The sequence below is a fragment of the Vreelandella janggokensis genome (assembly GCF_031451615.1).
GTDB classification, from domain to species: Bacteria; Pseudomonadota; Gammaproteobacteria; order Pseudomonadales; family Halomonadaceae; genus Vreelandella; species Vreelandella janggokensis.
This window is the reverse complement of record NZ_JARWAJ010000001.1, coordinates 12,396-32,100: the sequence shown is the minus strand read 5'-3', so window position 1 is coordinate 32,100 and position 19,705 is coordinate 12,396. Positions and strand designations below refer to the sequence as shown.

The 19,705-nt window shown below is 58.9% G+C and carries 22 protein-coding genes; 10 read left to right on the top strand and 12 right to left on the bottom strand.

Features of this window, described 5'->3' with window-relative positions; all coding sequences use genetic code 11:
- Nucleotides 1-124: 124 nt before the first annotated feature.
- Nucleotides 125-499 (top strand): hypothetical protein, encoded by a 375-nt coding sequence (locus QC816_RS00165; RefSeq protein WP_085917047.1) that lies wholly within the window; start codon nt 125-127, stop codon nt 497-499.
- 38 nt (nt 500-537) lie between these two features.
- Here QC816_RS00165 and QC816_RS00160 read toward each other — a convergent pair whose 3' ends face one another.
- The 6 genes from QC816_RS00160 to trmB form a co-directional block, all read right to left on the bottom strand.
- A complete protein-coding gene (locus QC816_RS00160) occupies nt 538-1,431 on the bottom strand; it encodes an AEC family transporter (RefSeq protein ID WP_085917046.1) in 894 nt (297 codons plus the stop codon).
- A gap of 62 nt (nt 1,432-1,493) precedes the next feature.
- Nucleotides 1,494-4,448, bottom strand: a complete 2,955-nt coding sequence (glnE, locus tag QC816_RS00155; protein ID WP_309780533.1) for a bifunctional [glutamate--ammonia ligase]-adenylyl-L-tyrosine phosphorylase/[glutamate--ammonia-ligase] adenylyltransferase — start codon at nt 4,446-4,448, stop codon at nt 1,494-1,496.
- Between the two features lie 32 nt (nt 4,449-4,480).
- Nucleotides 4,481-4,852 (bottom strand): diacylglycerol kinase, encoded by a 372-nt coding sequence (locus tag QC816_RS00150; protein ID WP_085917044.1) that lies wholly within the window; start codon nt 4,850-4,852, stop codon nt 4,481-4,483.
- Between the two features lie 24 nt (nt 4,853-4,876).
- The gene (gene dacB / locus QC816_RS00145; RefSeq protein ID WP_199283985.1) at nt 4,877-6,346 is read right to left on the bottom strand and encodes a D-alanyl-D-alanine carboxypeptidase/D-alanyl-D-alanine endopeptidase; all 1,470 of its coding nucleotides are present in this window, start codon (nt 6,344-6,346) and stop codon (nt 4,877-4,879) included.
- Nucleotides 6,347-6,356: 10 nt separating this feature from the next.
- Nucleotides 6,357-6,686: a DMT family transporter gene (locus tag QC816_RS00140; RefSeq protein ID WP_309780532.1), complete on the bottom strand. Its 330-nt coding sequence runs from the start codon at nt 6,684-6,686 to the stop codon at nt 6,357-6,359.
- On the bottom strand, nt 6,683-7,348 hold the full coding sequence (gene trmB, locus QC816_RS00135; protein ID WP_085917041.1) for a tRNA (guanine(46)-N(7))-methyltransferase TrmB: 666 nt from the start codon (nt 7,346-7,348) through the stop codon (nt 6,683-6,685). The genes QC816_RS00140 and trmB overlap by 4 nt, the downstream gene beginning before the upstream one ends.
- Nucleotides 7,349-7,665: 317 nt before the next feature.
- Between trmB and QC816_RS00130 the strand changes: the two genes are divergently transcribed.
- From QC816_RS00130 to QC816_RS00100, 7 genes are all read left to right on the top strand, one after another.
- Complete coding sequence (locus QC816_RS00130; protein WP_264823683.1) at nt 7,666-9,552, top strand: beta-ketoacyl synthase; 1,887 nt, start codon at nt 7,666-7,668, stop codon at nt 9,550-9,552.
- Nucleotides 9,549-10,043 carry a pantetheine-phosphate adenylyltransferase gene (gene coaD, locus QC816_RS00125; RefSeq protein WP_085917040.1) on the top strand — a complete coding sequence of 165 codons (495 nt, stop codon included), beginning with the start codon at nt 9,549-9,551 and terminating at the stop codon, nt 10,041-10,043. The genes QC816_RS00130 and coaD overlap by 4 nt, the downstream gene beginning before the upstream one ends.
- Before the next feature lie 72 nt (nt 10,044-10,115).
- Nucleotides 10,116-10,364 carry a YfhL family 4Fe-4S dicluster ferredoxin gene (locus QC816_RS00120; protein WP_085917039.1) on the top strand — a complete coding sequence of 83 codons (249 nt, stop codon included), beginning with the start codon at nt 10,116-10,118 and terminating at the stop codon, nt 10,362-10,364.
- Between the two features lie 9 nt (nt 10,365-10,373).
- On the top strand, nt 10,374-11,663 hold the full coding sequence (locus QC816_RS00115; RefSeq protein WP_085917038.1) for an MATE family efflux transporter: 1,290 nt from the start codon (nt 10,374-10,376) through the stop codon (nt 11,661-11,663).
- A 96-nt stretch (nt 11,664-11,759) separates the two neighbouring features.
- The gene (locus QC816_RS00110; protein ID WP_085917037.1) at nt 11,760-13,070 is read left to right on the top strand and encodes a short-chain fatty acid transporter; all 1,311 of its coding nucleotides are present in this window, start codon (nt 11,760-11,762) and stop codon (nt 13,068-13,070) included.
- A 72-nt stretch (nt 13,071-13,142) separates the two neighbouring features.
- Complete coding sequence (locus QC816_RS00105) at nt 13,143-13,664, top strand: acyl-CoA thioesterase (RefSeq protein WP_199283987.1); 522 nt, start codon at nt 13,143-13,145, stop codon at nt 13,662-13,664.
- 42 nt (nt 13,665-13,706) lie between these two features.
- Complete coding sequence (locus tag QC816_RS00100) at nt 13,707-14,711, top strand: hypothetical protein (RefSeq protein WP_085917035.1); 1,005 nt, start codon at nt 13,707-13,709, stop codon at nt 14,709-14,711.
- 42 nt (nt 14,712-14,753) lie between these two features.
- Here QC816_RS00100 and QC816_RS00095 read toward each other — a convergent pair whose 3' ends face one another.
- Together QC816_RS00095 and QC816_RS00090 are read right to left on the bottom strand one after the other, a co-directional pair.
- On the bottom strand, nt 14,754-15,110 hold the full coding sequence (locus QC816_RS00095) for an I78 family peptidase inhibitor (RefSeq protein ID WP_264823648.1): 357 nt from the start codon (nt 15,108-15,110) through the stop codon (nt 14,754-14,756).
- Nucleotides 15,111-15,193: 83 nt separating this feature from the next.
- Nucleotides 15,194-15,325 (bottom strand): entericidin A/B family lipoprotein, encoded by a 132-nt coding sequence (locus QC816_RS00090; protein ID WP_085917033.1) that lies wholly within the window; start codon nt 15,323-15,325, stop codon nt 15,194-15,196.
- A gap of 146 nt (nt 15,326-15,471) precedes the next feature.
- Here QC816_RS00090 and QC816_RS00085 point away from each other — a divergent pair, with 146 nt between their 5' ends.
- Nucleotides 15,472-15,894, top strand: coding sequence for an HIT domain-containing protein (locus tag QC816_RS00085; protein WP_199283988.1), 423 nt, complete (start codon nt 15,472-15,474; stop codon nt 15,892-15,894).
- Here QC816_RS00085 and QC816_RS00080 read toward each other — a convergent pair.
- The 4 genes from QC816_RS00080 to QC816_RS00065 are packed head-to-tail and all read right to left on the bottom strand — an operon-like array spanning nt 15,891 to nt 18,467.
- Nucleotides 15,891-16,901, bottom strand: coding sequence for a nickel/cobalt transporter (locus QC816_RS00080; protein WP_422823713.1), 1,011 nt, complete (start codon nt 16,899-16,901; stop codon nt 15,891-15,893). The two genes, QC816_RS00085 and QC816_RS00080, sit on opposite strands and share 4 nt — an antisense overlap.
- Entirely contained in the window at nt 16,898-17,569 is a 672-nt protein-coding gene (locus tag QC816_RS00075; RefSeq protein WP_309780530.1) for a DUF1007 family protein, read from the bottom strand. The genes QC816_RS00080 and QC816_RS00075 overlap by 4 nt, the downstream gene beginning before the upstream one ends.
- The gene (locus tag QC816_RS00070; protein WP_264823650.1) at nt 17,566-17,925 is read right to left on the bottom strand and encodes a hypothetical protein; all 360 of its coding nucleotides are present in this window, start codon (nt 17,923-17,925) and stop codon (nt 17,566-17,568) included. The genes QC816_RS00075 and QC816_RS00070 overlap by 4 nt, the downstream gene beginning before the upstream one ends.
- Nucleotides 17,922-18,467 carry a hypothetical protein gene (locus tag QC816_RS00065; RefSeq protein ID WP_199283992.1) on the bottom strand — a complete coding sequence of 182 codons (546 nt, stop codon included), beginning with the start codon at nt 18,465-18,467 and terminating at the stop codon, nt 17,922-17,924. Before QC816_RS00065 ends, QC816_RS00070 begins: the two co-directional genes overlap by 4 nt.
- Before the next feature lie 92 nt (nt 18,468-18,559).
- Between QC816_RS00065 and QC816_RS00060 the strand changes: the two genes are divergently transcribed.
- Nucleotides 18,560-19,696: a glycerate kinase gene (locus QC816_RS00060; RefSeq protein WP_264823651.1), complete on the top strand. Its 1,137-nt coding sequence runs from the start codon at nt 18,560-18,562 to the stop codon at nt 19,694-19,696.
- Nucleotides 19,697-19,705 lie beyond the last annotated feature (9 nt).

Sequence of the window (19,705 nt, the reverse complement as noted above, 5' to 3'; positions counted from 1 at the left end):
AGGAGCGTAACACCTGCGCCCTTGCTCTGCATGCAACGCGACTTTAACTTACGGTCCAGCCAGGTGACTGAACTCTCCCCAACCGGTGTGTTCCAAGCAGTGACACCAAACGAGGGAGGCTTTCATGCCCCACATGAATCGTGATCAACGCAATGCCGCCTGGCAGGCCGCCCACCAGTGGCGCGCCCGGGCAACCCGGACTCAACCAAATGGCGTCATGGGTAGCTTGAAGCTGCTCTTTACCTGGCTGGCATTTGGCCTGTTAATGATTGTCGGCGTCGTGCTGGGTCTTTTTTTCCTGTTGGTGGGTTGGGCCATGATGCCCTTTGTCCGCCACAAGATGAAAAAACGCATGGAGCAGATGCGCGCCCAACAGGCCCAGGACATTGGCGGCAACCACTCCGAACCTTCTTCAGGCTCTCGCCATCAGGATGTTCTCGAAGGACAGTATGAAATTAAAACTGAAACGGGCAAGAAAACTGACGATGGCGTTAGTTAGATAGTGCTTGAATGCCCCCGTTTCCACGGCAGGTGGCTTTATTGGGGTGCATGAAGCCAGATAAAGGCCGCCGCCAGGGTAAGCGGCATTACCACCAGGCTGCCCAGGTTACCTATCAACACGATGGAAGCCACCTTGTGCGGCGACAGTCGATACTGCTCCGCAACCAGGTAATTCAACACGGCAGGCGGTAGCGCGCCGAACACCAGCAATACCGCCGCCTGAAGACTATTAAGCGGCAGCAGCACAATCAGCGGTAGCGCAATGACCAGTCCCGACAGAGGACACAGCAAGGCGCCGAGCAGGCCGGTTCGCCAGTCGCTGAAATCGATATCCAGCAGCCGCACCCCGAGCGCAAACAGCATCAGCGGAATGCATACCCCACCCAGCATGTTCATTGCTTCTAAAAGCCAGTCGGGCAACGGCATTCCGCTAACGTTGACGGCCAAACCCGCCAGACTCGCCGCGACAATCGGCATGCGCAGCAAACGCCACAGCGACGTGCGTGGATCAAGCATGTAGAGGCCGACCGAAAAATGCAGCAGCATTTCTATAATAAATACCACGACCGCCGCCGGAAGCGCTTCCTCTCCAAATGCCAGGACCAACAAGGGCACGCCCATGTTGCCGGAATTGTTGAACATCATCGGAGGTAGGAAGGTTTTGATATCCAGACCCAGCCAGCGTGCAACCGGCCACAACACCACCCCCGAGCCCAGCACAACGGCTACGGCGGCACTTGCCAGCCAGGCGTAATCGGCCAGTGGTGCCTGCCGGTCGGCCAGTACAGCGAACACCAGAAGCGGGACGAACAGCTCCATGTTCAGGGTATTCAAACTGCGAATATCCGGCGTGCGAAAGCGCCCATAGGCAGCACCCGCTCCCGCAATCAGAAAAACGGGCAGCAAGGTGCCAATAATATTACCGATCATTGCGCGCCTCTACTCTTCTGCTTACCTGCTGTACTGTGTTCATCCACTGTCCTTGTCAGCCTTCAAGGCGCCAAAAAGCGCTGCCACAATGCCGTTACGACATGACGATGGGCCTCGTAATCAGCGGCACGCCCCACGGCTTTGTCACCGGTCAGCGCGGCCCGGTGGGTCGCGCTCCGGTATGCAAGATACGCCTCGCGAAGCTGTTCCGCCTCTTCCTCTGGTAAGTGCCCACTCTCTGCCAGGGCCTCTAAAATACGAATGTTATCGCTATAGGTCAGCAGCGACGGCGTCTGGTTAGCAAGTGCTAACACCGCGTATTGACAGAAGAACTCGATATCCACCATGCCCCCGGCGTCATGCTTGAGGTCGAAGGTATCCCCCTCGCTTTTGGTGGCAAGATGATCGCGCATTTTTTGACGCATGTTGACCACATCGTCGCGCAAAGCGGTCGTATCCCGACTGCGCCCCAGAATATCACCGCGCAACTGGTCAAACTTGTCTGCCAACGATGCGTTACCCGCCACCACGCGCGCTCGCACCAGCGCCTGGTGTTCCCAAGTCCAGGCGTGCTGGCGCTGATAATCGGCAAAGGCGGCGAGCGAGGTGACCAATAGACCGGAATTACCCGAAGGCCTGAGCCGCATGTCGACCTCGTACAGGCTGCCCGCCGGGGTTACCGCCGTGAGCAGATGAATAACCCGCTGCCCCAAGCGGGTAAAAAATACGGGCGTATCGATGGGCCGCGGGCCATCAGTGGTCCCCTGTCCATCGCTATCGTGGAGAAACACCAGGTCCAGGTCGGACCCATAGCCCAGCTCGATTCCCCCTAGCTTGCCGTAACCCACAATCAAGAACGCGGGCTCGCGGGCATCGCACCCGCTGGGTACGCCATGCTTGGCAGCGAGATGCTTCCAGGCCATCGCCAGCACGGCATCCAGGATCACCTCGGCGATATAAGTTAAGTAATCACTCACTTTCATCAAGTGCCGAGTGCCTACGATATCCGAAGCTGCCACGTGGAGCATCTGGGCATGCTTGAAGACCCGTAGCGCTTCGAGCTGGGCTTCTTCGTCATCCTCGGGAATCCGGTTCAGTGTCTGGCGCAGTTCATCCGCCAGACGGTCTTTATCGGCCGGCGTATAGAGGGTATCGGGGGTCAGCAACTCATCCAGCAGAATGGGGTAGCGCGCCAGCTGCTCGGCGATCCAGGGGCTTGCCGCGCATAAACGCATCAGATGCTCAAGCGCATGGGGGTTTTCACGCAGCAGGGCCAGATACGCCGTTCGCCGCAGCACCGCTTCGATCAGCGGCTGAACACGCGAAAGCGCCGTATCCGGCGTGTCATTATCGGCCAAGGCATCCAGCAGCAGAGGCATCAACGCATCCAGGCGCTCAAAGCCAATACGCTGCATGCTTTGCACCTGACGCGAATGATACAAACGAGACAGTCGCGTGAGTGTCTTGTCAGGGGCCTTGAACCCTGCCTCCCCCAGGCGCTCCAGGGCTTCGTCCTGCTCCAGCTCGCCACGCCAAAGCAGCCGCCACTGCTCAAGCCCCGGCGCTTGCTCATCGCTGTCGTTCTCCACTTCGTCTTCAGGCTCGGCAATAACCGCGTCGAAGTGATGACGAACACGTTCGCGTACTTCATCCAACTGGTGCACAAGGCTCGGCCAATCATCGTGCCCCATGGCAAACGCGACCCGTTCACGATCCGTTTCCGCACCGGGCAGTGTTTGCGTTTGGCGGTCTTCCAGGGCCTGCAGGACGTGCTCGATATCGCGCAGGAAGGCGTAATCCGGCAACAGATCATCCACCACTTCCTGAGGTAACAGCCCAAGCGCTGGCAAGCGTGTCAACGCCGTATGCAAGGAAGCCACCTGAAGTTCGGTGTCGCGCCCACCGCGAATCAGTTGAAATGCCTGCACCACAAACTCGACCTCGCGGATGCCGCCAGGCCCCAGTTTGATGTTTTGCTGCATGCCTTTACGCTTCACCTCACGATTGATCATCGCTTTCAGTTCGCGCAGCGACTCGATGGCGCCAAAATCCAGATACTTGCGGTACACAAAGGGGCGTAGCCCGGCCAGCAGCGCCTCACCCGCGTCCAGGTCACCCGCAACAGGACGCGCCTTTAGCATCGCATACCGCTCCCACTCGCGGCCCTGGTCCTGATAATAGCTGGAAAGCATCGCAAAACTGCCCACCAGCGGCCCGCCGTCGCCCAGCGGGCGAAGACGCATGTCAACACGGAAGGCAAAGCCATCGGCGGTCATGGCATCCAGCGCCGCGATGAGCTTCTGGCCTAACTTGGTGAAATACTCCTGGTGCTCAAGCGGCTTGCGGCCGCCCTGGGTTTCGCCGTTTTCGGCAAACGCAAAGATCAGGTCAATATCCGAGGACAGGTTCAGCTCGCCGGCCCCCAGTTTCCCCATACCCAGCACCACTAGTCGCTGCGGCTCGCCATCACGTGTAGGGGCTGGCAGCCCCCAGCGCGGTGCATAAAACTGTTCGAGCCAGCCAAGCGCCGCTTCAAGACAAATCTCTGCCAGTTGGGAGACTGCATGGGCGGTATCCCACATGGTGTAGCCCGGCGGCCGATTGAGGTCTCGCCACACGATACCCAGCATACGCGCGCGCCTGAAACGGCGAATGGCCCGATGCATGGCGTCTTCGTCATCAGCATTTTCCAGCGCGCTGGCTAACAGCTGGATTTGGTCGTCCCTTGTCGGCGTGGCATCCAACTCACCGCCACTGTCGAGCGTCGCCAGCCAGTCGGGATAACGGATCAGCGTATCGAGCGCAAAACTCGAGACTGAAAGAACGCGGGTCAGGTCCTTGCGGCGTTCAGCGGACAGCGATGGCCAATCAGCAGACGGCAGTGGTTGCTGGGTCATGTCAGCCACGTTGTCCGCCTGGGAAAGCGCCTCACAAAGCCGCTGCCAAGCTTGCTTCGTCACCGGCTGAAGCGCTTTGGGTAAGATATCAAGCGGTAAAAACGCCTCATTGAGTTGCATAATGACCTCGCTGCCCTGGAGTGAGTCTTACGTTAGCCGACGAATTTCAGCCAGCCTAACAGGCCCCAGGTCAGCCCGGCGAGTATCAACGACAGCATCACCGCCGCTGAGCCAATATCCTTGGCCCGCCCGGAAAGTTCATGGTGCTCGGTGCCAATACGGTCCACCACGTTTTCTATCGCGCTATTGAGCAACTCAACGACCAACACGAAAAAACAGCTGCCGATCAGCAACAGCCAGCTCACCGGGCCTTCGCCAATCCACCAGGCAAACGGTATTAGAATGGCCGTAATGGTGACCTCTTGACGGAACGCGGCTTCGTTGCGGAACGCCGCTTTCAATCCTTTCCATGAGTAGCGCGTTGAATGCGCCAAATGCGTCAAGCCGGTGTGCCCTGGTTTCATGGCGGTTGCCTCAAAATAAAGTCGTCAATTGGCGAGTATCATGGCTTCAAGATCTTTGGTCAGCGGATCCAGCACCTGCGACCAGTTCAGGTAAGGTGTACTGGCATTACCGTTGACCAACACGCTGAATACCCCCCAACGCCCCTGAGCCGTGCGAAAGTAGCCGGCAGCAGCGCGCACGGCGAAGGGCTGATTAAGCGTACCGGTTTTTAACATGACATTGTGTTGAAAGGTATCGGAACCGCGCCGAATAAAACGCATCACGCCGTTGGCGGGTGACTGAAAGGCCGCTATAAAACTCGGAAATAGCGCACTTTCATGGAACATCTCGGTCAGCATTACATTGATACCATGCGCCGATGTACGGTTTTCGGTGGTCAGCCCGCTACCGCTGTATAGCGTCAGCGGCCCGTGCCCCGGCAGGCTCTCGGCATAACGCTCCAACGCCAGCCCCGCTTCGCGAAGCTGTACCTGGGGAGGCTCCACCAGGTTGAGGGCCAGCACATCGGCCATGTAATTATTTGAATAGTTCATGATGCGCAACAGCAATTCCTGTAGCGGCTTGCTATCCACCGCGGCAAGCCGCTGCGCATCACCTGGCGGCCGTATCGAGGTGATGCGCCATCCATCACGCACGCTAATCCCTGCCTGCCGGAGCATGCCCAGCACTACCTCGGCGGTGACCTCAGCGGCATCTCCCGCACCACGGTAAACATCTCGTGCCCGGGCATTCGTTGATATTTGCCCGCTCAATCGAAAGATATCGCCGTCGGCGTTGGTGATCCTTTCGGCGCTGATCTCGGTGCCACTGTTATCGGGCTTGGTGACCACCCGATTGTCAATCGTGGTCCCCAAGGACTGACCGTCGCATAGCGATATTCGCGCCGGGTTGCCGGGCACCGACGCGGGAGCGACATTGGCACACCAGCTACCAAAATTCACACCCGCTGACGACAGCGGCGCGCTATAAGCATTGGCAACACGCGTCAGCGCGTCACAGCGGTCGGTGGTGATGCAGTCAACAGGGCCAAAGCGCCACTGATTGACAACCAGAGCACCCTCAACCTGACGCACGCCTGTTTGCTGCAACCGTTGCACCAGACGCCAGATATCTTCGGTGGTGAGACCGGGGTCACCGCCGCCCTCGAAAATCAGATCCCCGCGTAAAACGCCGTCTTGAACGCGCCCGGAACTGACCAGTTGACTGGTAAACCGATGCTGGGGACCAAAGCGCTCCAACGCAGCAGCAGCCAGATACGCCTTGGTAACCGATGCCGGGGAAAGCTGGCTCATCGGCTCAATGCTTGCCAGCGGTGCCGCATCGGCATTAAGCAAACGCGCCTCGGCGCTGACAGCAAACCCTTTATCCTGAAGCTGGCCTACCCGGCTAAAATCAGCCCACAACGGGCAACTGATCAAAAAGCTCAGCACACCCACTGCTGACCGCCATCCCCAATCACTGCTACTAAAACGCTGCCAGCCACCGCGCAACATCCGCCTCTCCTTAATGCACGCTCATTTTCGAAAATACTTGCAACGTCACCACACCGGCGACGATCAGGCCAATACCGACGACCGCGGGCACATCCGGCTTTTCGCCGAAAACCACTATACCCACCAGCGTGACCAGTACGATCCCCAGCCCTGCCCAGATGGCGTAGGTGATCCCGACTGGCAAGCTACGCAGCACCAGACTCAACAAATAGAATGCCATCCCATAACCGCCGACTACCAGAAGGCTTGGTAACGGACGGGTAAACCCCATTGACGCTTTTAAAGCGCTGGTAGCAATCACTTCGGCAATAATCGCCAGCACCAAATAGACAAATGTCATGTCGACTCCAATGCCACACGCAAGCGCCATAGTGTTTGGCCGCTTTGATGATACTTGGCCTCAAACGGTGTTAAATATTCACCGCTGGGCACCCATTCAGTGACGTCGGCCCGCTGACCGGTCACCTGGCAGGCCGCCATGGCGAACTCCTCAATATACAGCGACCAGTTTGAGCGGACTTCCAGCAAGCCTCCCAGCGCCAACAGTGTGGGGAAGACCGGATGTCCATGCCAGCGCATTTTCAAATGCGACGCCTTTGGGTAAGGATTCGGGTAAAGCAGATAGTGCCGTTCGGGTGCCCACCCGGCCTCGTGCGCCAACCGCCAGAAATCGACCAGATCGGCGCGCACCAGCCGGGCATTGGCGGGCAGCTCGCCATGAGCCCGGGTGAGCCGGTCCTCGCTGCGATCAACACCGATAACCGTATGATCAGGGAACTGCTCCGCCAGCCGCCGGGTCGAAAACCCAACGCCGCAACCCGCATCGAGTATCAACGGACCTGACTGGCACTCATACCACTGCGCTACGGAGGCGAATGCTTCCTGGGTATGCCTCGCAATCGGCTTACGCAGTGGATGAGTGAGCCCACGGCTGACCCGGCGGGCCAAATCGTGGTGCGGGCCTGGCTGATTGGTCACCACCGGCCTCGAAGGCTGCTGCATATTGACTCTCTTGTAAAAGGATCTGTCGACCATCGCGCCATGTCACCCGCACCCGGGCACCAGCGCACAATAAATCGCGTAAATAATGCGATTCTACCAGTCCAGCATGGTTGCGGCATGACGCCGCTGCTCGCCCGGTGATATGATCACTGGCAGCAATACGCATTTTGTCATATTTATTAAGTGCAAAGCGGCGGGTAAGACTCTTTGCTTATAAGCAACAGGTGTTACTGTCAGTGACGCATTGCCGATAACTGTTATTTAAACCACCGCACCACGAGGAACCCGGCTTGTCACACTTACCGGTGATTGTCGGCATGGGCGGCATCAATCCCGCTGGCAGAACCTCGGGCCATCAGGCCTTCCGCCGGACCGTGCTTGATGCCCTCTCTGCTGACCAGCAACGCCAGACAATAGAGGGGCTGGCGGCACTGATGCGCCTGGCTTCGCCGTCTCCCCAGGGGTGGCACGACAGCGCAGGACAGCCCATCAAGGCCCCGGCTGATACGTTACGCGAATACGTTCTGAACCACACGCTGATTCGCCGCAATGAAGACCCGCGTTTCAGCGAGCCTGGGCTCCCAGCCAATCGCCATGTGAGCATGCAACTCGCTGAGCCGCTGCGTTTTCGGCTGCGCCGTCGACAGCTGCCTGAACAGCTACCCTACAGCTGGCAGGTTCAGGATATCGACCTGCGTACGGTTGAAGTCTGCGTGCCCGCAGGTGAGATGAATGCCCTGCTCCCCGATGCGCAGCCCCCAAAGGTGCGCGCGGCGGCTCAATTGCCTACCGGCTTCGACCCCGCCAGCCTTTACCGCAGCGTACATCACCCTCGCGGCTTGGCGATGTCAGTGTTTGGGGCCAGTGATTGCCTGGGCGCCAGCGGCCTTTCGTGGGAACACCTTCGCCAGCAGTTGAACCCGGACCATATTGCCGTTTATGCAGGTAATTCGATCGGTCAGCTAGACGAACTGGGCTGGGGAGGACTGCTGAAGAGCCTGGTCAGCGGACAGCGCGCCACCTCTAAGCAGATGCCGTTAGGCTATGGCCAGATGCCCGCCGACTTCTTGAACGCCTACGTGCTGGGCAGCGTTGGGGGCACCGGCGCCGCGCTGGGTGCCTGCGCGAGCTTTCTCTACAACCTGCGACTGGGTATCGACGATATTCGTGCCGGGCGACGCCGTGTGGTGATGGTCGGCACCGCCGATGCGCCGATCACCCCCGAGATTATCGAAGGCTTCCGGGCCATGGGCGCCCTGGCCGATGATGCCAGCCTCAAGGCGCTCGACACGCTGGAGCTGTTGACCGATGCAGATTACCAACGTGCCTGCCGCCCCTTTGCGCGCAACTGTGGTTTTACCATGGCCGAGGCCAGCCAGTTTGTGCTGTTGATGGACGATGCCTTGGCCCTTGAAGTCGGCGCCGATATTCTAGGCGCCGTGCCGGAGGTATTCGTCAACGCCGACGGCTACAAACGGTCTATTTCAGCTCCCGGTATTGGCAACTATATTACGCTTGGCAAGTCAGCATCGTTGATCCGCAACATGCTGGGCGACAACGCCTTGAGGTCACGCAGCTTCCTGCACGCTCATGGCACCAGCACACCCAAAAACCGCCTTACCGAATCCCACGTCTTTGATGAGATCGCCCGCGCCAACGGCATCGACGACTGGCCGGTGGTGGCGGTCAAAGCCTTTATCGGCCACTCCCAGGGTAGCGCGGCCGGCGATCAACTGGTCAGCGCACTGGGCAGCTTTGCCCACCAATTACTGCCCGGCATTCCCACCCTGGACGCCGTGGCTGACGATGTTTACGCCAACCGCCTGCGCTTCTCGTCAGTTGCCCAGCCGTTTAACGCCGATGCCGCCCTCATCAACGCCAAGGGATTCGGCGGTAATAACGCAACCGGCGTTGTGCTGTCTCCTGCGGTGACCGAACGCCTGTTAACGCAGCGCCATGGCGCCGCTGCCATCCAGGCTTGGAAAACACGCCGCGAAAGCGTTCGTGAGAATGCCGCCGCCTATCTGGAGCATGCCGACCAAGGCCATTACGCACCCCGCTATCAGTTTGGTGAAGCGGTACTTGAAGGACCCGAACTGGATATTCGGGCGGATCGCATCCATATTCCCGGATATGACCACGCGGTATCGCTGGAAAGCGATAACCCCTTCGGCCGCCTGGATGATGAGGAGCCAACGTCATGACGGATCAGCGCGTCAATATCGCCGTCTACCCGGGCACCTTCGACCCCATCACTCACGGCCATTACGATTTAATCGAGCGCGGCGCCCGCATGTTCGACAAGGTGGTAATTGCGATCGCCGCCAGTCCCGGCAAACACCCAACCCTGGATTTAGCCACCCGCATCGAGTTGGCTCAGGAGGTCTGTGCAGGGTTACCCAATGTGGGCGTCATCGGCTTTTCCAATCTGCTCACCAGCATGATGCACGAACAGGGCGCAACGATTATTCTGCGCGGACTGCGTGCCGTCTCCGACTTTGAGTACGAGCTTCAGCTCGCCAACATGAACCGCGCCCAGAACCCGGAGCTTGAGAGCGTTTTCCTCACGCCAGCAGTGGAAAACTCCTATATCTCCTCCACGATGGTGCGGGAAATTGCCAAGCTTGGCGGCGATGTATCACCGCTGGTCCATCCCAAGGTCGCAGAGACGTTGCGTAAGCACTACAATGGCTAAGACGCTAATGTTGAGCAAAACACTCGGGTAATCGCATTACCCGAGTGTGAACGCCATCCGTGAGGTATACCCATGGCCCTGATGATTACCGACGAGTGCATTAACTGCGACGTCTGTGAACCCGAATGCCCCAACGACGCCATCTCGCCTGGCGAAGAAATCTATGTAATCGATCCCAATCTGTGCACCGAATGCGTGGGTCACTTTGACGAACCCCAGTGCCAACAGGTTTGCCCGGTCGACTGCATTCCACTTGACCCGGAACGCCCCGAAACGCACGACCAACTGATGCACAAGTACCGTCTTATCACGGCTGCCTAGGCTAATCAGGTGCGTATATGGCAGCTAGCCTGGCCCATCATCATCTCCAACATCACGGTGCCGCTGCTTGGGCTGGTGGATACAGCCGTGGTCGGCCACCTGCCTGACTCCCGCTACCTGGCTGCCGTTACCCTGGGTGCCACCCTGTTCAGCTTCCTGTATTGGGGGTTTGGCTTTCTACGTATGGGCACTACGGGGCTAGTCGCCCAGGCAGTCGGCCGAGAAAGCGACAGCGATGTGCGCAACCTGCTTGGCCAATCGCTGATCATGGCCGTCGTTATCGGCAGTTTATTGATTGCCTTCGCATCGCCGATTATTGCCCTGGGACTATGGCTGCTCGATGGTAGCGAGGCCGCCACAGCCCTTGCGAGAAGCTACGCTGAAATACGTCTATGGTCGGCCCCGGCGGTTTTGGCCAATTACACCATTCTGGGCTGGTTCCTCGGCCAGCAGAACGCTCGCGTCACGCTGATGATCCTGGTGCTTACCAACAGCGTGAATATCGTCCTTGATGTGTGGTTCGTGATGGGCCTGGGCCTCACCAGCGATGGCGTGGCGTGGGCCAGCGTGATCGCCGACTATTCCGCCCTGGCATTCGGCGGTTTTCTCGTCTTGCGTCAGCTAGGCAAGCTCGAAGGGACGTTTCTGCGTAGCCGTCTGGGGGTTCTTTCTGCCTATGCGGCGTTGTTTAACGTCAACGCCAATCTTTTTATACGCACACTCGGACTTTTGTTTGCCATGGCATTTTTCACTGCCCAGGGTGCACGCCAGGGCGACACCATCCTCGCCGCCAATGCCGTACTCCTGCAGTTCATCATGCTTACCAGCTATGCCCTTGACGGCTTTGCCCACGCAGCGGAATCGCTGGTGGGGCGTGCCGTTGGCCGTGATGACTGGCCAGCGTTTGCCGACACGGTGCGGGCGGCGGCGCGATTTTCCTGGTGGACTGCCGCCGGCGCCGCACTCGTGTTCGCTGTGGGCGGCAATGGGTTGATTGCCATGCTCACCGGTCTTGAAGCAGTTCGCGCCACTGCCGCCACTTACTTACCCTGGATGGTCGTGATGCCACTGATCGCCGTGTGGAGCTACCTGCTGGACGGCGTGTTTATCGGCACGACATCCATCGCGGCCATGCGCAACAGCATCTTTATCGGCCTGGCGGCCTACCTGCCTACCTGGTGGCTAACCCAAGAACTTGGCAACCATGGTCTGTGGCTCGCCTTCATGGCATTTACCTGTGTACGCTCGGCTGTCTTGATAGGCTATTACCGTCACTACCGTCTTACTCGCTGGCGTTGATCAAGCACTTGTCAAACCTGCCTGTGAGGATGAAAAAACGGTCGTTGCCCAGTATATTAGCGGTGCACTTCCTAATAATGAAAAAGTGAGCCTGCCATGTTGAAAATGATATCCAAACCGGCGGTGAAGATGGTCGAACGCTATCTTCCCGATCCATACATCTTTGTACTGCTGCTGACCCTGATTGCCGCTGTCGCGGCGATTGCCATCGAGCGTCAGACGCCACTGGCTGTCCTGCGTTTCTGGGGCGACGGCTTCTGGGGCTTATTGACCTTCTCCATGCAGATGCTGCTGGTACTGGTCACCGGCTTCATGCTGGCCAGCTCTCCCCCGGTCAAACGACTACTGCAACGCCTCGCCAGTACGGCGAAAAGCCCCGGTGGCGCGATTATTCTGGTCACCCTGGTATCGCTTACAGCAAGCTGGATTAACTGGGGCTTCGGCCTGGTGGTAGGCGCGCTGTTTGCCAAGGAACTGGCTCGCCTGGTGCGTGTCGATTACCGACTACTGGTCGCCAGCGCCTACTCCGGCTTTGTGGTCTGGCACGGTGGGCTGGCGGGTTCAATTCCGCTCACCATTGCCACCGAGGGCCACTTTGCCGCTGACGATATCGGCATTATCGGCACCGGCTCAACGGTATTTGCGTTCTTTAACCTGGCCATTGTGGCGTGCCTGTTCATCTCCATTCCGCTGGTCAACCGGCTGATGCTGCCGGACGAAAAAGACAGCGTCTATGTAGACACCAAGCTGCTGGACGATGAGCCAGAGACCAAAGGCCGTATTACCCGCCCGGCTGAAAAGCTGGAAAACAGCACCTCATTGGCCTGGCTGGTAGGTATTCCAGGACTGTTGTTCCTGGCCGATCATTTCCTGCTGCGCGGGGGCGGCTTGAACCTCAACGTGGTGAACTTTCTTTTCCTGTTTCTGGCGATTGTTCTTCACCGCACACCGCGCAACCTGCTCAACAGCCTGCACGAAGCCATTAAAGGTGGCGCTGGCATTGTCATCCAGTTCCCCTTCTATGCCGGCATTATGGCCATCATGGTCGAGTCCGGCCTGGCACAGAGCATGTCCGAATGGCTGATCTCGTTTGCCACTGAAACGTCACTACCCTTCTGGTCGTTCATCAGCGCGGGGATCGTCAACCTGTTTGTGCCTTCAGGCGGTGGTCAGTGGGCTGTTCAGGCACCGGTCATGCTGCCCGCGGCGGAAGCCCTGGGGGCGGACATTTCACGCATTGCCATGGCGGTTGCCTGGGGTGATGCCTGGACCAACCTCCTGCAGCCATTCTGGGCCTTGCCGGTTCTGGCGATTGCGGGCCTGAAAGCCAAGGATATTATGGGCTTTTGCCTGGTTCAGCTGTTTATTACCGGTGCCATCATCTCGGTTGGCCTTGTCTGGTTTTAAGCTCAGGCAATGCGTCTGCGCCTGCCATGAAGGCAGGCGCTTTACATTGATCTCAAGAGACGAGTAGAGCCCATGTCGGATACCCCTATGACCGCCCTGCCCGGTCAGCATGAATTGTCCATGACTGTCTTAATGACGCCTGACATGGCGAATTTCAGTGGCAAAGTTCACGGTGGTGCGATTCTCAAAAAACTCGACGAGGTTGCCTACGCCTGCGCCAGCCGCTATTCCGGCCATTACGTAGTCACCCTGTCGGTCGATCAGGTGCTTTTCAAGCAACCCATTCACGTTGGTGAACTGGTCACCTTTTTGGCCAGCGTCAATCACGTAGGGCGTTCGTCGATGGAAATTGGCATCAAGGTGGTGGCGGAAGATATCCGCAATAAACTGATCCGCCATACCAATAGCTGCTATCTCAGTATGGTGGCGGTAGACGCCGACGGAAAACCCGCTAAAGTTCCGCCACTTGCCTTGGCAACGCCATTGCAGCAGCTACGCTTTGAGAAAGCCGCCCTGCGCAAAAAAATGCGCAAACAAGCCGAGCATCAAGAACAGCTGGCCCAACAGCAGCATCAATCACAAACGCCGACTTGATCCGTCTTGCCGACGCCCGCCAACTAAGCCAAAGGAGCTGCCATGCCTGCCAGGGAGCGCTATCCCCATCTTCCCAAGGGCGTTGAGTACGCACACATTGGCTGGGACTTTTTCATTCTTGCGGCCGTGGTGATCAACCTCGGTTTGTTGTTGTTCGATTCACTATTTTTACTTGCTCCGATCAACCAGACGATAGAGGCGATATCGCCGAGCTTTCATGGCGCCTACGCGACCACCATTCATAGCCGCTTCATTACCATCGACCTGTTTTTTGTCAGCATTTTTATCGCTGACGTGTTGCTGGGCTGGGCCGTGGCGATTGCCGAGCGCCGTTACCACCGCTGGTTTTTCTACCCCTTTGTACACTGGTACGACGTCCTTGGTTGCATCCCGCTGAGCGGGCTGCGCTGGTTGCGCATTCTGCGGGTTATCTCGCTGCTTTACCGGCTGCACCGCCTGCGTCTTATCAACGTCGAGGGTTGGTGGATCTATAAGTTCTTCGGCAAGTATTACGATATCTTGCTGGAAGAGCTCTCCGACCGTATCGCCCTGCGGTTGCTTGGGAATGTTCAACAGCAAATACGCTCAAGCGACTCATTGACCGAACAGGTCATAGACCGTGTCGTCATGCCTCGCAAACAGCAACTCATCCAGGAAATTGCCCAGCGGCTTGAGACGTCTGTGGGCACTGCCTACCAGCACAACCGACACGCCATCATGGCGGCGATCAGCGAGTTGGTCAGCCGTACGCTGCGTGAAAGTCCCGAAATCCAGCGACTACGCCGCCTGCCCATGGGAGAGACTGCCACCAGCGCCATGGAAGCATCGTTAAGCGGCGTTGCCCAACGGCTGGTGGATGAAGTCGCCCTGTCGATTCACTCCCCCGAGTTTCAACGGCTCGTTGAAGGCGCGGCGGAAAATGGCTTTGATAGCTGGCTGACCCCAGACGAAGGCAGTGACCGGGTCACCGAACAGGTGGTGTACGACGTCCTGGAATTACTCAAAGAACAGGTCAACCGCCAGCGCTGGAAGGACCGCTACGACTAGCTGACAGACAAAAAACCGATGACACTGAAGGATCAATGCGGGCTAACCGCAGCTTAGCTTTTCGATCACGTCATTATCGTCGAGGTGGATATTCAGCCGCCCCGGGCGATGGTCCAGGGTGGCAGCCTCCCCTGGCCGCAACACGCGAACTTGTTGAGCACCGCTTTGTTGCGCCAGCGCGTCGCTTGAGGTGCCATCTATCGGCGCTCCCAAGGCAAATTGAATATCTTCCAGACGGCAGGCTGTCCTTTCATCATCGGTGGTGTGAGCGCTACCAACCTGCGGCGGCGGGGGCGCACTCGGGACATCATCACCCGCGCCGGGGGTCTGGGCACAGGCCGCCAAGAAGAGAGATAAAAGTGTTAAAACACTAAGCTGCCAACCTCGCCAACACATCATCCTTGAGACTCCTGTTACATGAAAAATGCGTTTATAACGCAGCGGACCGACGCTAAACGTCGGTCCGCCAGGTACCACTTTGCTTAGCTTGCCGCGTCCTGAACGGCTTCACCGCCCTCTTCTATATCCTGGCCTGCGCCACTGAGGGTATTGCAGCCCGCCAGTACGCCTGCCGACATTAAAAGAATAAAGCTCATTGCCAGTAGTTTTTTCATGAGTGTTCTCCTTAACAAATTCAATCACTATCGGGATACTTCAACTCAATACGTATGAGCCAAAAGCACTTTCAGGGTAACAGCCTTTTCAGTATGGCGCCTACTTTGAAAGCCATACCTTTTACTACCCGATGAGGATCACCGTAATGACAACCTTTGCACTTGATGAGCGCCTGGCCAAGGATACGCTGCTACTGTCAGACTTGCCGCTCTGCCGCGCTTTGTTAATGCTCGACGCGCGCTATCCCTGGGTAGTACTGGTGCCCAGGCGTGCTGCGCTGAGCGAGGTGTTTGAACTGACGACCGACGACCAGCAACAGCTCTGGCGGGAGGCAGGCCAGTTGGGCCAGGTGATGAAGACCGCCTTTAACGGCGACAAGCTCAATATCGCCACGCTGGGTAACGTGGTCAGCCAATTGCATGTGCATGTAGTGATTCGCCACCACGACGACGAGGCCTGGCCAGCGCCCGTTTGGGGGTATGGCAGGGCCGAGCCATACACGCCCAACAAACAGCAAACCATGCAAGCACGTCTTTCGGCGCTGATTGAAACGCTGGACTTACGCTAACCACCGGTGAGCGGGTTGCCTGACCGAGACGGCGGCTCGCCTAACACCGGGTCCCCCACCGGCTGTGCGACACCGGCCGCCCAGAGCGAAACGCCCAGCGTGACAATCACGATGCCCCCCGCAAGGGCCACCCAACCCGCTGCCCGCTGAACGCGGTGGTGAGCTGCCCCCTGACGCGCCAGACGACGCTGCGCCCAGCCTCGCGCCACAACACTGGCCAGCGCAAGCATCGATACGGTGAGCCCAGTGCCCAACGACATGGCGGCAACAGCGGCCACCCCCACCGCAAACTGACCCAACAAGCCTGCTGCGCCTAGCATCAGCACCGCCCCGCTGCACGGGCGCATGCCAATCGCACCGACGGTCATCAGCGCGGTGCGCCAATCAAGCGATTGCTGCGGGCCAATATGGTGCCCCCCGCAGCATGCATGGTCGTGGTCGTGGTCGTGGTCGTGGTCGTGGTCGTGGTCGTGGTCGTGGTCGTGGTCGTTCACAGCATAGGCTCGGCGCAGTTGGCCGACAGCCCGCCAGCAAAGCCATACCCCCAGGGTCGCCACCAGAAGAAAACTGGCGTATTCCACCCATACGACGCTGCCCATCGCCTGGCGCGTTACCCAGCCGAGGCCGTAGACCAGGATGGCCACCAACACGATGGCCGTTAGCCCCTGGAGCAGCGCTGCGGCAAACGAAAGCCCCAGGGCACGCCCCACGGCACCACCGTGAGACATCAGGAATGTTGCCAGCACCGCCTTACCATGCCCTGGCCCGGCGGCATGAAACACGCCGTAGCCAAAACTTACCCCCAGCAGTGTTGCCCAGGTTGCCACCGCTGACTGCTCGGAAAGCGCCGTCAGCGCAAGGGTAAGGTCCCGGTGCAACTCACGCTGCCAGCCGAGCAAGGTGTAACTCATTGACGCTAACCCGCCCTGCCACACGACAAGGCTGGCGACGGCAACTCCCAGGGCTAAAAGGCATAGCAACCCTAAAGGTAAACGCCGAGACATCATGGACACACCACCTGACCCGTTTCAGCAAAATAGCGCCCTAACCCCGGCTCGCCGCTTTCATCGGCATCCAGGCGTGACGCTTCCATGATCTTCTCGGGATCCGGGTCAGCGGGCATGATGGTGAGCTCGCACTCGGGCATATCACGCAGCACAAGGGCATTGTCGCTTGGCTCGTCACCTTCCGCTTTATGCACCACCTCAAGGTAATAGGTCGGGTCATACACTTGATACGTGAGCGTGCTGCCGCTTAATGCTGGCGTGGATGCGAACGGCAGGATAAAAATAAACGTCAGTCGATTATCGCGTCGCATGGCGGTGTATTCGCTAACCTCTTTAAACGGCAGGCGCTCACCGTCTATCCGCGCTTCGGTAAAGTAGCCTTGGCTGGCAAGATTGTTGCGTATTTCGCCACCTAACTGATCAAGCCCCTCGTCGAGCGTCGCCCCATCGACACGTTGCAGCTCGTCGAATACCACCAGGCTATAGAACGGATCCATTTGCCAGGTTTGGTGCAGGCCCGTTACCCGTCCCTGGTCATCGGTGAGCACACGGACGCTGATATCTATCCATCCGTGGGGATGCGCCATGGCACTCGCGCTTGCCAACAGGCTCAACGCACCTATAAAGCCGACCCAGCGGGGTGCCAGCCAGCGGAGCAAATACGTCATGGTACCAACCCCAGGCGGCTTTGGAGCGCCACCAACCATGGATCCAGACGGTTCGGCGGTAACGACTGCCCACCACGCCACGCCGAAACGCTCACATGGCTGTCTCTGCCTACCTCACTCACCTCGAGCACTAGCCGGTAACCTGGCCAGCGTGCCAACACGCCTTCGGCACGCCCAAGCGATAAATCGGCGTGGCGCAGGACATAGCCTTGCTCGATCATCAGGCTAACTGCCGCGCGAAAGGTGTCTTCAGCCGGGGCCTGATAGACCAGTTCGCGTGGCTCCGGCGGCGGTGTCGTCGCGCAGCCGCTGAGCATTACCAGCAAGCCAGCCGCGGCCCAATGAATCACTCTCATGGTGCGCTGTCTCCTGTGGCCGTATACGCGTCCAGGGCAGTTTGGAATCGCGCGCAAAAATCGTCGGTACTGGCGCTACGCCCCGTGCGCAAACTGCCATACTGATCAAACCGGCGGATATCGCGTGACACTCGCACGTGATGGTTATCCCAAAGCAGCGATACCCGTTCTACTTCGGTGGGCAACTGGCCAAACCCACCACCCAAACCAACTCCCAAATGCGACCGGCTGCCAACGCCCATCCCGCCGAACACGCTCAGCGACATTCGTGAGCTGAAATGCGGCGAGGCGTAAAGGTCTGACGCACCATGTAGCTCACGCTCTCGACTGGCGCTTAAAAAACCTAACCGGGTATCGCTTGCGTCCAGACTGAAGCCCCATTCAGTCAGCACATCGACACTGGCAGTCAAGGTTGAAGGCGCCTCGCTTGGAAAGTAGCACGCCGGGGAAGGCAGGGGGTCCGCATTGGGCAGCGATGACGGTACCGCCTGACAGCCGCCAAGGGCGAGCAGGCATATGAAACTGAACGGCATCCACTTCATAACCACTCCTTGGGTTGACGGATGGTGCTGGTTTGCTTCGGCATGGCGCGCTAAGCTCATTCTACAGACCATGATCATTGAAAAGGGTGCCCATGCATATCCTGTTTTGCCCTGATAGTTTTAAAGACGCACTCAGCGCAGAAGAAGCGGCACATGCCATGGCCCGGGGCGCCGCAAGGGCGGACCCTGACCTGCATCCGCTGATCTGCCCATTGGCTGACGGTGGCGAAGGCAGCCTCGATGCCCTGATCGCGGCAACCGGGGCCGAGCGTCGTCAACAAACGGTGCTGGATGCTCTGGGCCGCCCGCGCCAGGCCTATTGGGGCTGGCTTGCCGAGCAGCGTACCGCGTTTATTGAACTGGCAGAAGCCAGTGGCCTGCAACCACTTACCCAGAACGAGCGCGATGCGCGTTATACGTCTACCTATGGCGTGGGCCAGCTGTTTCTCGCAGCACTGGACCACGGTGCAGAGAAGGCGCTACTGCTATTAGGCGGTAGCGCGACCAACGATGGGGGTGCTGGCATGCTCCAGGCACTGGGGGCTCGCCTGCTCGATGGCCAAGGACAAGCGCTGCCCCCAGGCGGAGCAGCGCTTGCCGACCTTGCGGCGCTATCGTTAGAGGAGCTGGACCCTCGGCTTGGCAAACTGGCCATTGATGCCGCGGTGGATGTCGATAACCCGCTGCTGGGCGAGCACGGCGCCAGCGCCGTCTTCGGACCACAGAAAGGCGCGACACCCGCTCATGTTCAGCAACTTGACCAAGCGCTCAGCCATTTCGCCGACATTGCGGCCGATACATTGGGCCGTGATGACCGCGACCTGCCCGGCGCGGGTGCGGCGGGCGGCATGGGCTTTGCGGCGCACGCATTCCTCGGCGCCACGCTGAAACCGGGCATCGACATGCTCATGCAGCAGGCCGGGGTTGATACCTTGCTCGCCCAGGCCGACCTGGTAATTACCGGAGAGGGACGTCTGGACGGCCAAAGCCTTTCCGGCAAGACACCCATCGGCGTTGCGCGAGCGGCCGCGAGGCATCAGGTGCCGGTGGTTGTCTTGGCCGGCAGTCTGGGCGATGGCTGGCAGGCCTGTTTGCAGGAAGGCGTGACCGCCGCCTTTGCGCTTGCGGATGGCCCGATGGCGTTAAGCGACGCATTGCCCAGAACGGCTGAGCTGCTTGAAGCAGGTTGCGAAAACCTGGTTCGGCTTTGGCAGTCGGCCCGCCCTTGAAAAACGACG

Bases quoted from the DNA above. Each gene is read 5' to 3' on its own strand.
- QC816_RS00070 (WP_264823650.1), bottom strand. From the start codon at position 17,925: ATGAGAGTGATTCATTGGGCCGCGGCTGGCTTGCTGGTAATGCTCAGC.
- QC816_RS00140 (WP_309780532.1), bottom strand. From the start codon at position 6,686: ATGACATTTGTCTATTTGGTGCTGGCGATTATTGCCGAAGTGATTGCT.
- QC816_RS00110 (WP_085917037.1), top strand. From the start codon at position 11,760: ATGTTGAAAATGATATCCAAACCGGCGGTGAAGATGGTCGAACGCTAT.
- QC816_RS00060 (WP_264823651.1), top strand. From the start codon at position 18,560: ATGCATATCCTGTTTTGCCCTGATAGTTTTAAAGACGCACTCAGCGCA.
- QC816_RS00100 (WP_085917035.1), top strand. From the start codon at position 13,707: ATGCCTGCCAGGGAGCGCTATCCCCATCTTCCCAAGGGCGTTGAGTAC.
- QC816_RS00130 (WP_264823683.1), top strand. From the start codon at position 7,666: ATGGGCGGCATCAATCCCGCTGGCAGAACCTCGGGCCATCAGGCCTTC.
- QC816_RS00105 (WP_199283987.1), top strand. From the start codon at position 13,143: ATGTCGGATACCCCTATGACCGCCCTGCCCGGTCAGCATGAATTGTCC.
- QC816_RS00150 (WP_085917044.1), bottom strand. From the start codon at position 4,852: ATGAAACCAGGGCACACCGGCTTGACGCATTTGGCGCATTCAACGCGC.
- trmB (WP_085917041.1), bottom strand. From the start codon at position 7,348: ATGCAGCAGCCTTCGAGGCCGGTGGTGACCAATCAGCCAGGCCCGCAC.
- QC816_RS00120 (WP_085917039.1), top strand. From the start codon at position 10,116: ATGGCCCTGATGATTACCGACGAGTGCATTAACTGCGACGTCTGTGAA.
- QC816_RS00090 (WP_085917033.1), bottom strand. From the start codon at position 15,325: ATGAAAAAACTACTGGCAATGAGCTTTATTCTTTTAATGTCGGCAGGC.
- QC816_RS00165 (WP_085917047.1), top strand. From the start codon at position 125: ATGCCCCACATGAATCGTGATCAACGCAATGCCGCCTGGCAGGCCGCC.
- QC816_RS00080 (WP_422823713.1), bottom strand. From the start codon at position 16,901: ATGATGTCTCGGCGTTTACCTTTAGGGTTGCTATGCCTTTTAGCCCTG.
- QC816_RS00085 (WP_199283988.1), top strand. From the start codon at position 15,472: ATGACAACCTTTGCACTTGATGAGCGCCTGGCCAAGGATACGCTGCTA.
- QC816_RS00160 (WP_085917046.1), bottom strand. From the start codon at position 1,431: ATGATCGGTAATATTATTGGCACCTTGCTGCCCGTTTTTCTGATTGCG.
- coaD (WP_085917040.1), top strand. From the start codon at position 9,549: ATGACGGATCAGCGCGTCAATATCGCCGTCTACCCGGGCACCTTCGAC.
- QC816_RS00065 (WP_199283992.1), bottom strand. From the start codon at position 18,467: ATGAAGTGGATGCCGTTCAGTTTCATATGCCTGCTCGCCCTTGGCGGC.
- dacB (WP_199283985.1), bottom strand. From the start codon at position 6,346: ATGTTGCGCGGTGGCTGGCAGCGTTTTAGTAGCAGTGATTGGGGATGG.
- QC816_RS00075 (WP_309780530.1), bottom strand. From the start codon at position 17,569: ATGACGTATTTGCTCCGCTGGCTGGCACCCCGCTGGGTCGGCTTTATA.
- glnE (WP_309780533.1), bottom strand. From the start codon at position 4,448: ATGCAACTCAATGAGGCGTTTTTACCGCTTGATATCTTACCCAAAGCG.
- QC816_RS00095 (WP_264823648.1), bottom strand. From the start codon at position 15,110: ATGATGTGTTGGCGAGGTTGGCAGCTTAGTGTTTTAACACTTTTATCT.